Annotated in this window: 11 protein-coding genes; 4 read left to right on the top strand and 7 right to left on the bottom strand. The window is 70.7% G+C overall.

The features are described 5' to 3' along the window. The first annotated feature begins 169 nt into the window (after positions 1-169). The gene (locus ACEN96_RS21225; protein ID WP_495585035.1) at positions 170-1759 is read left to right on the top strand and encodes a hypothetical protein; all 1590 of its coding nucleotides are present in this window, start codon (positions 170-172) and stop codon (positions 1757-1759) included. A 13-nt stretch (positions 1760-1772) separates the two neighbouring features. Here the strand turns inward: ACEN96_RS21225 and ACEN96_RS21220 are convergent, their stop codons facing one another. From ACEN96_RS21220 to ACEN96_RS21195, 6 genes are all read right to left on the bottom strand, one after another. Next, on the bottom strand, positions 1773-2588 hold the full coding sequence (locus ACEN96_RS21220; RefSeq protein ID WP_495585034.1) for a LytR/AlgR family response regulator transcription factor: 816 nt from the start codon (positions 2586-2588) through the stop codon (positions 1773-1775). Positions 2589-2595: 7 nt separating this feature from the next. After that, entirely contained in the window at positions 2596-3768 is a 1173-nt protein-coding gene (locus ACEN96_RS21215) for a sensor histidine kinase (RefSeq protein ID WP_495585033.1), read from the bottom strand. Between the two features lie 49 nt (positions 3769-3817). Continuing rightward, entirely contained in the window at positions 3818-4342 is a 525-nt protein-coding gene (locus tag ACEN96_RS21210; protein WP_495585032.1) for a DUF6622 family protein, read from the bottom strand. A gap of 127 nt (positions 4343-4469) precedes the next feature. Then, complete coding sequence (locus tag ACEN96_RS21205) at positions 4470-5327, bottom strand: J domain-containing protein (RefSeq protein ID WP_495585031.1); 858 nt, start codon at positions 5325-5327, stop codon at positions 4470-4472. A 118-nt stretch (positions 5328-5445) separates the two neighbouring features. Continuing rightward, positions 5446-7662 (bottom strand): sodium-translocating pyrophosphatase, encoded by a 2217-nt coding sequence (locus ACEN96_RS21200; RefSeq protein WP_495585030.1) that lies wholly within the window; start codon positions 7660-7662, stop codon positions 5446-5448. Positions 7663-7941: 279 nt separating this feature from the next. Continuing rightward, positions 7942-9162, bottom strand: coding sequence for a citrate synthase family protein (locus tag ACEN96_RS21195; protein WP_495585029.1), 1221 nt, complete (start codon positions 9160-9162; stop codon positions 7942-7944). Between the two features lie 247 nt (positions 9163-9409). Here ACEN96_RS21195 and ACEN96_RS21190 point away from each other — a divergent pair, with 247 nt between their 5' ends. From ACEN96_RS21190 to ppa, 3 genes are all read left to right on the top strand, one after another. Continuing rightward, positions 9410-10390 carry a Bug family tripartite tricarboxylate transporter substrate binding protein gene (locus ACEN96_RS21190; RefSeq protein WP_495585028.1) on the top strand — a complete coding sequence of 327 codons (981 nt, stop codon included), beginning with the start codon at positions 9410-9412 and terminating at the stop codon, positions 10388-10390. Positions 10391-10413: 23 nt separating this feature from the next. Then, positions 10414-11367, top strand: coding sequence for a 2-hydroxyacid dehydrogenase (locus ACEN96_RS21185; RefSeq protein ID WP_495585027.1), 954 nt, complete (start codon positions 10414-10416; stop codon positions 11365-11367). Between the two features lie 114 nt (positions 11368-11481). Continuing rightward, a complete protein-coding gene (gene ppa / locus ACEN96_RS21180) occupies positions 11482-12021 on the top strand; it encodes an inorganic diphosphatase (RefSeq protein WP_495585026.1) in 540 nt (179 codons plus the stop codon). 174 nt (positions 12022-12195) lie between these two features. Here the strand turns inward: ppa and ACEN96_RS21175 are convergent, their stop codons facing one another. Then, entirely contained in the window at positions 12196-12777 is a 582-nt protein-coding gene (locus ACEN96_RS21175; RefSeq protein ID WP_495585025.1) for an AvrPphF family type III effector, read from the bottom strand. Between the last annotated feature and the right edge of the window lie 317 nt (positions 12778-13094).

The raw sequence follows: 13094 nt of genomic DNA, 5'->3' as shown, positions 1-13094 counted from the left end.
ATGTTCGAGGTGGGGCGCGTGCTGAGGGTTGCAAGGGATGACGCTGCTGCGTTCCGGTAGGCGACGCCTCTCGACGGGGGAATGGGACTTCCGGAGGCGGGCGCGCGGGAGTCATGGACGAGGTCCCGCGGCCTTTTTGATACTGCCGGACCTCGAACCGGATGACCCCATGAACGCTCCCATGAACACCCTACGACGTGCCCTGATGGTCCCCGATGTGCCTCGCGATCCGTCCGCGGAGGCCGGCGCGAAACGGCGCCGCCGCCGCGACGACGAGGAGCCGGACGGCCGGCTGGAAGACGCGCCGCCCGGCCCCGCGGCCGATGAGGGGCCGCCGGCGGACCTTGGGATGGACGAGCACTCGACCGGGAAGTCCGGCGCCGCGGCAACGGCCTGGCTGGTGGGGGCGGCATTGATGGCGGGCTCCGCGGTCAGCCTGCTGGGCGTCGCGGGCGGCAGGAAGCCGGAGCCGGAGCCGGACATGGGCAGGCCGCCGCATCTCGCGCCAGAGGCGGGACCTGCCCCCGAGCCGGATCCTCATGCCGCCACCGGCAACGAGAACAGCAACGACAGCGGCGATCCACCCGCGTCCGGCGAGGCCGGTGTCGGGGATGCCGCCGGAGAGGCCCAGGCGCCCATGCCCATGCCTGTGCCTGTGCCTGTGCCTGTGCCTGTGCCCGGATACACGTTGAGGAACGCGGCGCGCGACCACTACCCCGAGGCTAACGCCGGACCCGGCACGACGCTTTTCCACACGGGGAACGACGTGAACCGGGAGGGCTGGATCGAGGTCAAGCCGATGGCCGGGGCGATGGCCTGGCGGTACAGCCTCGACGGCGGCATGACGTACCAGACCGGCACGGGCGACCGTATTTCCCTCTCGAACGCGGATGCTGGCGACCTGGAAGTCCGGATCCAGCAACAGGACGCCGCCGGCCACTGGAGCCCGGACAACGCCGTCACGCTGAACGTCGACCTCACGGCGCCGGCGGTCTCGGCGCAGCATTTCCTGGCGGACTCGAGCGGGCCTCAGGGCACTCAGCGGGCGCAGCGAACGGAGTTCAGCGCCGACGAGGATGTCCAGGTCCTGTTCATCCCGGTCGACTCCACCGACGTTGGGACCGCTGCCGGTCAGCTCCGTGGCTGGCTGCAACCCGGACTCATGATCAAGGCGGGTGAGCCGGGCGGGCCCGGGAAGCGGGACGGGTTCCCCGGTCCCGAGGGGCTGTATGCGGCGGTGGCGGTGGACCGGGCCGGCAATGCGGCCTTTGTATCCATGCGCGGACAGGATTCCGATCCCGGGCACGAGGACATCCACCACGTCATGGTCCAGGATCGGCAGTTCAGCGGTACCCGGGCCGTCGATGCGAAGGTCGAGGGCGACCAGTCCATCGCCCGGGAGGAAAGAGGCTTCTCGGACCACCTGTATGGCAGCGCCGCGGCCGATGTGTTCCATTGGATGCTCGAGGCCCGCTCCAGCGACAAGGAAGTCGATTGGATTCACGGCTACCGCCGCGCTCAGGGCGACGTCATCCAGCTGGGCGGCCTCCGGTTTGACACGACTTCGCCCGGCGATGTTGGCAAGTACCTTCGCAAGGACTTGAAGACGGACGGCACGATCTCGCTGTGGATCGATGTCGATGGCAAGGGGGAGACGTCGGCGTCGAGCTACGACCAGCGCATCCTGGTGACGCCGGGCGACACCAGCACGGATCTCCAGATCCGGTTGACGAGAAGCGGCAGCGAGTTCTTCATCTGAGGGGCATCGCGCGTCACATCGCCTTGAACAGATGGGCGTACATCCGGCTCACCGCCAGCTTCTCCGGCCGCTGGCGCAGCCGCAGCGTGAGCTTGCCGGTGTCGTCGCGCAGGACGCGCTCGATCGCGTCGACATGCACGATGTGTCCGCGATGGACCTGCCAGAAGCGCTGCGCATCGAGCTGCGGCAGCAGTTCGCGCAGCGAGATCCGCACCAGGTACTCCTGGTCGGCGGTCAGCACGCGGACGTACTTGTCCGCCGCTTCCAGGTACACGACCTCGTCGACCGGCACCATCACGATCGCGTCGCCGACGCCCACCTGCAGATGGCGCAGCAGGGCCGAAGCACCCGAAGCGCCCGAAGCGCCTGGAGCGGTCGGCGCGCCCCCGCCCAGCAGGCCGCGCAACTGCTCGATGGCCGATTCGAGCGCCGCCGGCGGCGCCTGCCGCTGCGACAGCGCCGCCTGCAGCCGGGCCACCGTCTGCGCGAGCCGCTCGCGCTGCACCGGCTTGAGCACGTAGTCGACCGCCGCGCGCTCGAAGGCCTGCAGCGCGAACTGGTCGTAGGCGGTGACGAAGACCAGCAGCGGGAACGGCGTCCCGTCGGGCCACTCGTCCGCCAACTGCGCGGCCGCCTCCAGGCCGGTCATGCCGGGCATGCGGATGTCGAGGAAGCACACCTGCGGCCGGTGCCGCAAGGCCAGCGTCACGGCCTCCTCGCCATGCGCGGCCATCGCCACCACGTCCAGCTCGGGCCACAGCGCCCGCAGTTCCTGGCGCAGGTGAGCGGCCAGCAGTTCTTCGTCTTCGGCGATCAGGGCGGTGGGCATGGGAGTCTCAGATCGAGGGGAAAGGAGTGGCCGTGGCGGCGGCGGCGGAGGGCGCGGCGGCCAGCGGCATGCGGATGCGGGCGAGCGTGCCGCCGTGCTCGCGGCGCCGCAGTTCCAGGCTGGCGTCCGCGCCGCAGGCGACGGCCAGGCGCTCGCGCACCTGCGTCGTGCCGAAGCCGCCGCCCGGCGCCGGCGCCGCGGCCGGATCGAAGCCGGCGCCGTCGTCCTCCACGTCCAGCTGCAGCCGGTCGCCGTCGTGGGCCGCGCGCACCGTCAGCGTTCCGCCGCCGACATGCGGCTCCAGCCCGTGCTTGATCGCGTTCTCCACCAGCGGCTGCAGCAGCAGCGGCGGCACCAGCACGCCGGCCAGCGGCTCCGGGAGCTCGAACGAGAAGCGCAGCCGCGCGCCCATCCGCACCTGCATCAGCGCCAGGTAGTCGTCCAGCCGCGCGAACTCGTCCTTCAGCGTGTGGCGCTCGGCCCGCGACGCGGACAGCGTCGCGCGCAGGAAGGCGATCAGGTGATCGAGCATCGCCTGCGCGCGTGCCGCGTCCAGGCCGATCAGCACCCGCAGGTTGGCCAGCGTGTTGAACAGCATGTGCGGCTCGAGCTGCGATTCCAGCAGCCGCAGCTGCGTCTCGGCGGCCTGGCGGCGCAGCGTCTCGGCCTGGGCAGCGGCGGCGGCCATCCGGTGCCGGTGCAGGAAGAAGCCGGTCGCGGCGAAGCCCGGGATCAGCGACACCACCATCACGCCCAGCGCGCGGCGCAGCGGGATCGACAGCAAGGTGTGCGCCTGCTGCCCGGTCAAGGCGTTGGCGATCGCCACGCCCGCGGAGTAGCCCACCGCCGTGCCCAGCACCAGGCTGACCACCATCAGTGGCCATCCGGGCCAGCCGGCGGAGTCCGCCGTTTCGGCCACTGCCGCCGCCGCTGCCGCCGGCCCGGCGGCGATGCCCGCGCGGCGCAGCACGGCCCGCCGCAGCCAGGCCAGGCCGTAGCGCAGCGCGGAGATCGCGCTCGCGCAGCACAGCGAGACGAAGAAGCAGTAGATCAAGGTCATCCCCGGCGGCTGGAGGAAGGCCGAGACCAGCACCGCCCACACGCCCACCGCGAGGACGGTCACGATCAGCAGCTGCTTGATCCACCAGCGGAGGGACAGCGCGGGGGCGGCGGGGGTCATCGAGGCGCGTGGATGAGTGGCGGCGGGCGGCGTGCGGAGGCGGGCGGCGTCAGGCGGCGATCGCGGCGTCGACGCGCGGGCGGGCGGCCAGGATGCCGAGCGAGCGTCCCAGGAAGCAGCCGCTGAGGAAACCGAACGCGGCGCTCGTGCCGGCGGCGAAGCCGAACTGCGCGGCGACGCCGGGGTGCATGGCCTGCGTCATGCCGGCATAGGACTTCAGCACGAAGATGGCCAGCATCAGCGCCAGCGGGATCCAGCTGCCAGGGACGATGAAGCGCTGGGTGGCGGTGTCGAAGCGCACCTGACCGGGCCAGCGCAGCGCGCGCACCAGGCCGGCGCCGGCCAGCAGGGCCAGCGCCCAGGCGCCGCCGGCGCCGCTCAGCAGGCCAGGGCCGCTGTCCACGCCCCAGGCGCCGAAGACCAGCCAGATCAGCGGCAGCAGCACCACGCGGCGGGTCGCGACGCGGGTCGTGCGGCTGAGCTTCATGCCGATGGCCAGGATGACGGCCAGGATCGCCCAGACGAACAGCGGGATGTGGGCAAGGATCTCGAAAAGGGACGGGGTGGCGTGCATGGCGGGCTCCAGGTCGTGTCGTGATGGACGCGACTGTCCCGCGGCGGGGCCACGGGGACCATGGGCTTGCGACGGAACGCCGGCGGACGGCGCGAAACGCAGCGGCACGGCGCCAGCGGATCGCGCGTCAGAGCGGCGCGGCGATGCCGCCGCCCATCCGCTGCTGGCGCTGGCGCAGGAAGGCCTCGGCCATGCTGGACGCGGGCTGCAGGCGCTGGCCGATGTAGAGCTCCTGGCGGCGCTCGGTGATCTGGGCGCGCAGCCGGCTGGCCATGATCGCGAGCGGATCCAGGCCTTTCTTCTCGGCGCGTTCGATCGATTCGCCGAGTTCGTGCATCGTGTGGTTCTTCAGCAGCGCCAGGTGGGCCTGGACCACGCGCAGCCGGCCTTGCACGGCGCGCTCGGCGCCGCGCAGCCATTCCATCACCGCGTCGGCGTCGCCGCCGCGCACCTTCACCGGGCTTTCGCCGGCGGCCAGCAGCAGCGCCTCGAGCCGGCCGCGGTCGCAGGCCGCGTAGGCCTCGTTGACCTCGGCCATCTTGCGTTCGCGGTGCGCGCGCTCGGTGTCGTCGGGCGCCAGGTCCGGATGCAGCCGCTTCGCGGCGCGCCGGTAGAGGGTCTTCAACGGGGGCGGCCCGACCTGGATCAGCCCGCCTTCCGGTTCCGCGGGGAGCGGGGCGCCGGCCGGCAGCACGGGGAGATGGGGCAGGGCGGTGGCGCGCGGAGGCTCGGGGGCGCGATGTTCCAGCCCGTTGCGCGCGAGCGCTTCGTGCAGGTAGCGCATCGCGCAGTAGAGCTGCGATTCGAGGGCGTCCAGCTCCATGTACAGCGGGCCCAGCGCGCTGACGTAGCGGTCCACGAAGCGCTGCATCCACTGGCGGCAGTCCGCGTACGCCGCCTCCTGGGACGCGAGGTAGCGCTGAAGCTCGGCCAACTGCTCGCGGCGGCGTTCGAATTCGCGCGGCGTGATGGCCTGGCTGAGCATGGTGAGCGGAGTCCCGGATCGATGGTGGTGCTGACCGGGGATTCTGCCGCGCGCGCAGAACCCTTCAAAGCGCAAACAGCCCCCAGGGGGGCTGTTTTTCTCAGCGTTTTCACCAAGCTCAGGGGGCTGACGCCGCGCTGGCCTCCATGGCCGGGGCGCTGGCGCCCTCGGTCGGTCCGCTGGCGACCACTTCCGGCATGCCGGCCGGCATCGACGCGTCCGCCGCCGGCGCGGTGACCGCGGGCGGCGTGCGCCCGCCCGCGGCCGGTCCGGTGATCCCGGCCGCCGGCAGCAGCGGCACGATCAGCAGCGCCACGATGTTGATGATCTTGATCAGCGGATTGACCGCCGGCCCCGCCGTGTCCTTGTAGGGATCGCCGACGGTGTCCCCGGTCACCGCGGCCTTGTGGGCGTCGCTGCCCTTGCCGCCGTGGTGGCCGTCCTCGATGTACTTCTTGGCGTTGTCCCAGGCGCCGCCGCCGGTGCACATGGAGATGGCGACGAACAGCCCGGTGACGATGGTCCCCATCAGCATGCCGCCGAGCGCGGCCGGACCGAGCGCCAGGCCGACGACGATGGGCGCCACCACCGGCAGCAGCGAGGGCACGATCATTTCCTTGATCGCGGCGGCGGTCAGCATGTCGACGGCGCGGCCGTACTCCGGCTTGGCGGTGCCTTCCATGATGCCCTTGATGTCGCGGAACTGGCGCCGGACCTCTTCCACCACCGAGCCGGCCGCGCGCCCCACCGCCTCCATCGCCATCGCGCCGAAGAGGTAGGGGATCAGGCCGCCGAGGAACAGCCCGACGATCACCATGTGGTTGCTCAGGTCGAAGCTGACCGTCATCCCCTGCGACTCGAGCGCGTGGGTGTAGTCGGCGAACAGCACCAGCGCGGCCAGGCCGGCCGAACCGATCGCGTAGCCCTTGGTGACGGCCTTGGTGGTGTTGCCGACGGCGTCCAGCGGGTCGGTGATGTCGCGCACGCTCTCGGGCAGCTCGGCCATCTCGGCGATGCCGCCGGCGTTGTCGGTGATGGGGCCGTAGGCGTCCAGCGCCACGACGATGCCGGCCATGCTCAGCATCGCCGTCGCCGCGATCGCGATGCCGTACAGCCCCGCGAGCTTGTACGCCACCACGATGGCGATGCACACGAACAGCACCGGCCAGGCCGTCGAGCGCATCGACACGCCCAGCCCCGCGATGATGTTGGTGCCGTGGCCGGTGGTGGAGGCCTGCGCCACGTGCTGCACCGGCTTGTAGTCGGTGCCGGTGTAGTACTCGGTGATCCAGACCATGCCGGCGGTCAGCGCCAGGCCGACCAGGCAGGACAGGAACAGCGCGGTCGCGCCGATGGTCTGGCCGCCGGGCAGCGTCAGGTCCTGCGGGAACAGCGCGCGGGTGATGAACCAGAACGCGATCGCCGACAGCACGCCGGCGACGATCAGTCCCTTGTAGAGCGCCGGCATCACGTTCTTCATGCCGGGGCTGGCCTTGACGAAGCCGCAGCCGACGATGGACGCGATGATGGACGCGCCGCCCAGCACCAGCGGGTAGACCAGCGCCGCGGCGGACATGCCGCCGAAGGTCAGCGCGCCCAGCGCCATCGTCGCGATCAGCGTGACGGCGTAGGTCTCGAACAGGTCGGCCGCCATGCCGGCGCAGTCGCCCACGTTGTCGCCGACGTTGTCCGCGATCACGGCCGGATTGCGCGGATCGTCCTCGGGGATGCCGGCCTCGACCTTGCCTACCAGGTCGGCGCCGACGTCCGCGCCCTTGGTGAAGATGCCGCCGCCCAGCCGCGCGAAGATCGAGATCAGCGACGAGCCGAAGGCCAGGCCGAGCAGCGGCTTGAGGGTCTCGCTGCCGGTGAGGGTGCCGTTCTGGCTGACCCACATGAAGAACAGGCCCACGCCGAGCAGTCCCAGGCCCACCACCAGCATGCCGGTGATGGCGCCGCCCTTGAAGGCGACGTTGAGCGCCGGGGCCATGCCCTTCGTGGCGGCCTGCGCGGTGCGCACGTTGGCCCGCACCGAGACGTTCATGCCGATGAAGCCGCAGGCGCCGGACAGCACCGCGCCGACGACGAAGCCCACGGCGGTCTGCCACTTCAGGAACAGGCCGATCAGCACGGCCAGCACGACGCCGGCGATCGCGATGGTGCGGTACTGCCGGGCCAGGTAGGCCGCGGCGCCCTGCTGGATCGCGCCGGCGATCTCCTGCATGCGCGGGTTGCCGGGGTCCTGGCTCAGGATCCAGCTGCGTTGGATAAAGCCGTAGAGCACCGCCGCCAGCCCGCAGGCCAGCGCGAAGTACAGCGCCAAACTCGTCGACATGTGTGTGTCTCCTCTCGCTGATCGCCATCCTGTGAAGACGTTCCATCCAGCGGGCGCCGGGCCTGCGCGCACGCAACAGCAACAGTCCGTCGGGTCATGCTAAGGCCGGGCCTCCCGCATGGCATGAGCGTTTACCAGCGGATCGCCGGCCCTTGCAAGTGTGGTGTCAGGCTTTGCGCGCCGCTGTCGCGGGAGTGAGGCAAGGACTGGCCCCCGGGCATGGCGCGTGCCGGGGCGGCAGGTTTTACGCGTCCTTGACGCAAGGCAGAGCAGGACGGCTCAGCGCGGCTTGCGCCGGGCCTTGCGCGGATCGGCCGGCCGCGCCGCGCTCGGGCCGGTGTAGCGGCCGCGCGGGCGGATCACCGAATCGACCGCGAGCTGCTCCATGCTGTGGGCGAGCAGCCCCACGCTGCGCGCGATCGCGAAGATGGCGAAGGCCGCGTCGTCCGGCAGGCGATGGCGCGCCGCGAGCGCCGCCAGCGCCACGTCCATCGACGGCGGCAGGCCCGTCAGCGCGACGACGCGCTCGATCAGCCGCGCGATCGCGGCGGGCGGCTTGAAGTCCGCCATCAGCGACGCGGCGCGCGGATCACCGTCCGGATAGAGCGGGTGGCCGAAGCCCGGGATGGGCGTCGCCGACGAGAGATGGCGATGGACCACGGCGTCCGCGCCGTCGCGCTCGACCTCGTCGAACAGCGTGCGCACGCGGCCGGAGGCGTCGCCATGCAGCGGGCCGGAGAAGGTCGTCAGTCCCGCCAGCAGACAGGCCGGCAGCGAGGCGCCGGTCGACGCGGTGATGCGCGCGGAGAACGCGGAGCTGGTGATCTCATGGTCCGCCGCGAGCACCAGGGTCTTGCGCAGCAGCGCGGCGACCGCGCGGGACTGGCCCCAGCCGCGCGCGAGGCGCTCGTGCAGCGGCCGCCCGTCCTCGTCCGACGCGCCGAAGGCGGACGCCAGACGGCCGACGAGCGCCGCGGACTCCTCGGCCAGCACGCGCGCGACGCGGCCGCGCGTCGAATGGCCGGTCGCCGTCAGCGCGGCCAGTTCAGTGAAGGCGCGGGCGCGGCCGGCCGGCAGCGCGGACACCGCCTGCAGCGCCGGCGTGGCCGCCAGGCCCTTCACGGCCACGGGACTCGGGAAGCGCGGCGGCTGCTCGACATTCCACAGCAGGCGCGCGGCGTCCTCGAGCGTGGCGGACGCCGCGAGTTCGACGGCATCGACGCCACGATAGAACGGCCGGCCGCCGGAGAAGGTCGAGATCGAGGTCGGCAGGCTGGGTTCGGCGCCGAACAGCGTGGTCGCGGCGAGGGTCTCGCGCGTGCGCCCCGTTTCCTTGCGGCGCAGCAGCGCCTTCACGTCGTCGGCGCGATAGAGGCTGCGGCGCGAGTCCTGCGGATCCGGCGACACGTCGATGCGGCCGCGGCTGACATAGGCGTAGATCGTCTGCGGCCGCACGCCCAGGGCGTCGCGCGCTTCGTCCAGGGTCATCCAGGTGGGCATCGGGCGGTGCGCGTTCGTCCGCGAGGTCGTTGATGAGGTCGTCAATGTAATCGTCAACATGATGGCCGTACAGACCGCGCGCGTGGTGAGTAACCCCTTGGAAATCCGTGTTCATCGGATGAGATTGATCTTGATGATCAATATTGACCCGCTCCGGTGCCGCTGCCAGCATGAGTCCACGCGACATCGACGAGCACCGGCCAGAAGTCCTCGCGATGCCGATCCTGGACCCATCGGAGACAACCGCATGCATCCCACCCGCCGCGCCGCCGCGCGCTCGCTCCTCGGCTCCGCCTGCCTCGCGTCCCTTGGCGCGTTCGCGCAGCCGGCCAGCCCGGGCGCCTTTCCGTCCAAGCCCATCCCCATCGTCGTCGGCTCCAGTCCGGGCAGTACCACCGACGGCCTGGCCCGCGCCATCGGCGCCGAGATCACCGCCGCGGCCAAGGTGCCGGTGATCGTCGAGAACAAGGCCGGTGCCAGCGGCGGCATTGCCGCGCAGTCCGTGGCGCGCGCCGCCGCCGACGGCTACACGCTGTTCATGACCACCAACACGACGCAGGCCGCCAATCCGCATCTGTTCCGCAAGCTCGCCTACGACCCGGTGAAGGACTTCGCGCCGGTGGGCGCGCTGGTCAAGGGCTATCTGCTGCTGGTCACGAATCCGCGCCTGCCCGCGCGCAACGTCACCGAGCTGTCCGCGATCGCCAGGAAGCAGCAGCTGACCTTCGGCGCCGGCAGCTCCTCGGCGCGCGTCGCGGCGGAGCTCTTCCAGCAGATGACGCGCACGCAGCTGACCTACGTGCCCTACAAGGCGAATCCGCAGGCGATGGTGGACCCGGTGGGCGGGCAGGTCGACCTGATGATCGTGGACCTCACGACCAGCCTGCCGCAGGTCAAGGCCGGCAAGCTCAAGGCGCTGGGCGTGAGCAGTCCCAGGCGCTCGCCGCTGGTGCCGGACCTGCCCACGATCGCCGAGGCCGGCCTGCCCGGCTACGAGATCAGCTACTGGAACGCCGTCTACGCGCCCGCGGGCACGCCCGCGCCGGTGATCGACCGCCTCAACGCGCTGATGAAGAAGGCCATGACGGCCGAGACGGTCAAGCGCTTCGTCGAGCAGAACGGCATGGAGCCGTTCATCTCCACGCCGGCCGAGCTCGCGAGCTTCCAGGCCGCCGAATACAAGCGCTGGGGCGAGGTCATCAAGACCGCCGGCATCCAGCCCGAATGAACGTTCCGCCACCGGGAGTCCCCATGAAACCTCACATCCTGCAACTCAATCCCATCCTCGTGCCGGCCATCAATGCGCGGCTCGAGGCGCTGTACACCATGCACCGGCTGTTCGAGCAGGCCGATCCGGACGCGTATCTGGCGGCGCATGGCGCGTCGATGCGCGGCGTGATCACCGGCGGGCACACCGGCATCTCGCGCGCGATGATGGAGCGGCTGCCGGCGCTCGAGGTGGTGGCGGTCAACGGCGTCGGCACCGACGCGGTCGACCTGGCCTACGCCCGATCGCGCGGGCTGCCGGTGACCGGCACCTTCGGCGCGCTGACCGAGGATGTCGCCGACATGGCGGTCGGCTTGCTGCTGATGACCTGCCGCCATCTCGGCGCGGTCGATCGCTTCGTCCGTGGCGGGCTGTGGCCGAAGTTTCCGCAGCCGGGGGCGCTGCCGTTGGCGCGCCGCGTCAGCGGGATGCGCGTGGGCATCGTGGGGCTGGGCCGCGTGGGCCGCGCGGTGGCGGAGCGCCTGGGCGCCTTCGGCTGCCCGGTGCGCTACACCGATCTGAAGGAGATCCCCGGCGTGTCCTGGGTCTTCGAGCCGGACCTCCTCCAGCTCGCCCGCGACAGCGACGCGCTGATCGTCTGCGCCGCGGCCGACCAGGCGCGGGACCTGATCGACGCGCCGGTGCTGGACGCGCTGGGGCCGCGCGGTTTCCTGGTCAATGTGGCGCGCGGCCGGCTGGTCAAGGAAGCCGACCTCGTCGCTGCCTTGCGGGACAAGCGGATCGCCGGCGCGGGGCTGGATGTCTTCGCCGACGAGCCCCATGTCCCGGCGGCGCTGCTGGACATGGACAACGTCGTGCTGCAGGCGCATCGCGCCAGCGCGACGCAGGAGACGCGGGCGGCGATGGGCGAGATGGTGCTGGCCAGCCTGGCGCAGGCGCTGGCGGGCGAGCGGCCGCCGCACAGCTTGACGACCTGATGACGGATCCCCGCCGGTGGCGGGGGTGTCAGGGGGCATTCGGGCGAGCCTCTAGAATCCCGGCTTTCCCGGAGCGCTCCGGGATTCCTCTGCATTCATCCGCTGTCCACCACCATGAGCCTGCACAAAGTCACCCCTGGCGCGAAGGCGCCCGAGCAGTTCAACGTCGTCATCGAGATCCCGATGAACGCCGACCCGATCAAGTACGAGGTCGACAAGGAAAGCGGCGCGCTGTTCGTCGACCGCTTCATGACGACGGCGATGCATTACCCGTGCAACTACGGCTACATCCCGCAGACGCTGGCCGATGACGGCGATCCGGTGGACGTGCTGGTGATCACGCCGTTCCCGCTGACCCCGGGCGTGGTGGTGACCTGCCGCGCGATCGGCGTGCTGCAGATGGACGACGAAGCCGGCGGCGACGCCAAGCTGCTGGCCGTGCCGACGACCAAGATCCTGCCGATCTACGAGCACTGGACCAAGCCCGAGGACATCAACCAGATGCGCCTGAAGGCGATCCAGCATTTCTTCGAGCACTACAAGGACCTGGAAGCCGGCAAGTGGGTGAAGGTCAAGGGCTGGGAAGGCCCGGAAGCCGCCAGGAAGGAAATCACCGACGGCCTGGCCAACTACGCGAAGGCGCAGCAGCCCTGAGGCGAGGTTGGATGCCGGACAGCAGGCTGTCTGGCGCCACTCAAGTGACAAAGCGCCCCGAGGGGCGCTTTGTTGTTTCTGGCTCGGTTGGCGGGCCGCATGGCGCACGCGCGCACAAGACTCGTGGCTGGCGCACTGCGTCAGCACTTGACCCAGCGGCGGCTCGTCGACCGCTCAATCAACGATGGTCACAGGCACCGTCGCGCCGGCGGGCAGGGTGACGATCAGCGCACGAGCGCTGTTGTCCTGGCCGGATGGCGCCCGGACGTCGAGGAACACGTCACCACCCCCGGCCCTGCGAATGTCGCCGAGCGTCATCTTCACCGCCACGCGACCATTGGTGGACGCATAGTTCATCGCGGCCTGGTAGGCATCGGGGCCGAACATGACGTTCAGCGCCGGATCCGGCAAATTGAGCGCCAACATCGTTGCCGGCATGAACTGCCCCGGCATGTACGGGTTGGGCGCGAGGGCCAGGTGGTTTCGGATGGTGGCGCCCGCCGCCGGGTGACCTTCCAGCGCGCCGTCCTGGATCCGGTCTCTTTCCGTCGCCCGGAAGAACACCGAGGCATTGGTCAGCCCCAGCTGATGGACCGGATCGTGCTTCTTCAAGAACGCCGCACGCGCTGCCTTGGTGGGCAGCGTGTTGATCGACGGCAGGACCTCCCCGTTGCGCTGCACGTAGGCATCCCCTTGCAGCCCGATGTTCGAGTCGCCAGCGCGGGAGGAGGACGCAAGCGCCCCTGGCAACGTCATGCGGCGCGCGGGGGAAGAACCTTCCGCCGACGGGCTTCCGCCTCGCGGCGATAGCGCATGGTGTCCCAGCGTGCCAGCGTCGGGCGAGGAACCCGTGGAAGAAGACGAACTGGATTCGAAAGATCCGGTGCGTCCTCGCACTGCGTCAGAAGCCCGCGGGCTCAGGGGCTTGGAGGCAAAACATCCCATCCGTCTTTCCTTGGTGCGTGCATCAAACATGCGGACGGCCGCATGGCAGGCCGGCAGTGTCGAGGTCGCAGCTGATATCCAAGGTCCGAATGCGAAGCGCGGGAGCCGCCTGCGAAGCGCCGTCCGCC

It is taken from the genome of Roseateles sp. Mitsp63 (assembly GCF_059491535.1).
The sequence above is the reverse complement of the archived record's forward strand: the minus strand, read 5'-3'. Positions and strand labels throughout refer to the sequence as shown.

Bases quoted from the DNA above. Each gene is read 5' to 3' on its own strand.
- ACEN96_RS21225 (WP_495585035.1), top strand. From the start codon at position 170: ATGAACGCTCCCATGAACACCCTACGACGTGCCCTGATGGTCCCCGAT.
- ACEN96_RS21175 (WP_495585025.1), bottom strand. From the start codon at position 12,777: ATGACGTTGCCAGGGGCGCTTGCGTCCTCCTCCCGCGCTGGCGACTCG.
- ACEN96_RS21205 (WP_495585031.1), bottom strand. From the start codon at position 5,327: ATGCTCAGCCAGGCCATCACGCCGCGCGAATTCGAACGCCGCCGCGAG.
- ACEN96_RS21220 (WP_495585034.1), bottom strand. From the start codon at position 2,588: ATGCCCACCGCCCTGATCGCCGAAGACGAAGAACTGCTGGCCGCTCAC.
- ACEN96_RS21195 (WP_495585029.1), bottom strand. From the start codon at position 9,162: ATGCCCACCTGGATGACCCTGGACGAAGCGCGCGACGCCCTGGGCGTG.
- ACEN96_RS21210 (WP_495585032.1), bottom strand. From the start codon at position 4,342: ATGCACGCCACCCCGTCCCTTTTCGAGATCCTTGCCCACATCCCGCTG.
- ACEN96_RS21200 (WP_495585030.1), bottom strand. From the start codon at position 7,662: ATGTCGACGAGTTTGGCGCTGTACTTCGCGCTGGCCTGCGGGCTGGCG.
- ACEN96_RS21190 (WP_495585028.1), top strand. From the start codon at position 9,410: ATGCATCCCACCCGCCGCGCCGCCGCGCGCTCGCTCCTCGGCTCCGCC.
- ppa (WP_495585026.1), top strand. From the start codon at position 11,482: ATGAGCCTGCACAAAGTCACCCCTGGCGCGAAGGCGCCCGAGCAGTTC.
- ACEN96_RS21185 (WP_495585027.1), top strand. From the start codon at position 10,414: ATGAAACCTCACATCCTGCAACTCAATCCCATCCTCGTGCCGGCCATC.
- ACEN96_RS21215 (WP_495585033.1), bottom strand. From the start codon at position 3,768: ATGACCCCCGCCGCCCCCGCGCTGTCCCTCCGCTGGTGGATCAAGCAG.